The following is a 654-nucleotide window of genomic DNA, read 5'->3' on the forward strand; positions in this document are numbered from 1 at the left end:
GTTTTTGGATGAAATTACGGAGATGCCGATCGAGCATCAAGTGAAACTGCTGCGTGTGCTAGAAACAGGCGAATACCGCCCAGTGGGCAGTAATACCGTCCACATCGCCAATACCCGCATCGTCGCGGCGACCAACCGCGATCCTAAAGTCGCGATCGAAGAACAATTTCTGCGTGAAGACCTATTTTTCAGGCTATCGCACTTTCCGTTAACCGTTCCACCATTGCGCGAACGTGGCGGAGACATCGTCGGATTAGCCAAACACTTTATTGCGCACCGCAACGCTAACGAATCCAAAACCAAGACGATTCTCGACTCGGCAATCCAAAAAATCGCCATGCACGATTGGCCTGGCAACGTTCGAGAACTCAAGCACACCATCGAGCGTGCGTTCATTCTCGCCGACGATACCATTAAAGATGAACATCTGATTTTCGATACGCCGCCACTAGAAACTGGCACCCGATTAGAAGATATGGTGCCTGCTGGCGTATCGTTAGAAGAGCTGGAAAAAGCCGCTATTCTCAATACGCTTGAAGAGAATCAAGGCAACAAAACGGAATCGGCTCAGGAGCTGGGTATCAGCGTTAAAACGCTGTACAACAAGCTCGAAAAGTATCAAGACGAGTAAACACACCGCAAATAGCAAAAGAG

1 protein-coding gene is annotated in these 654 nt (G+C 49.2%); it reads left to right on the forward strand.

From position 1 onward, the window contains the following. Positions 1-631: sigma 54-interacting transcriptional regulator (locus tag R8N49_RS27840; protein ID WP_318190538.1), on the forward strand; the 631-nt coding region annotated here is incomplete at its 5' end. Positions 632-654 lie beyond the last annotated feature (23 nt).

This window comes from Vibrio sp. 1978 (genome assembly GCF_033344345.1).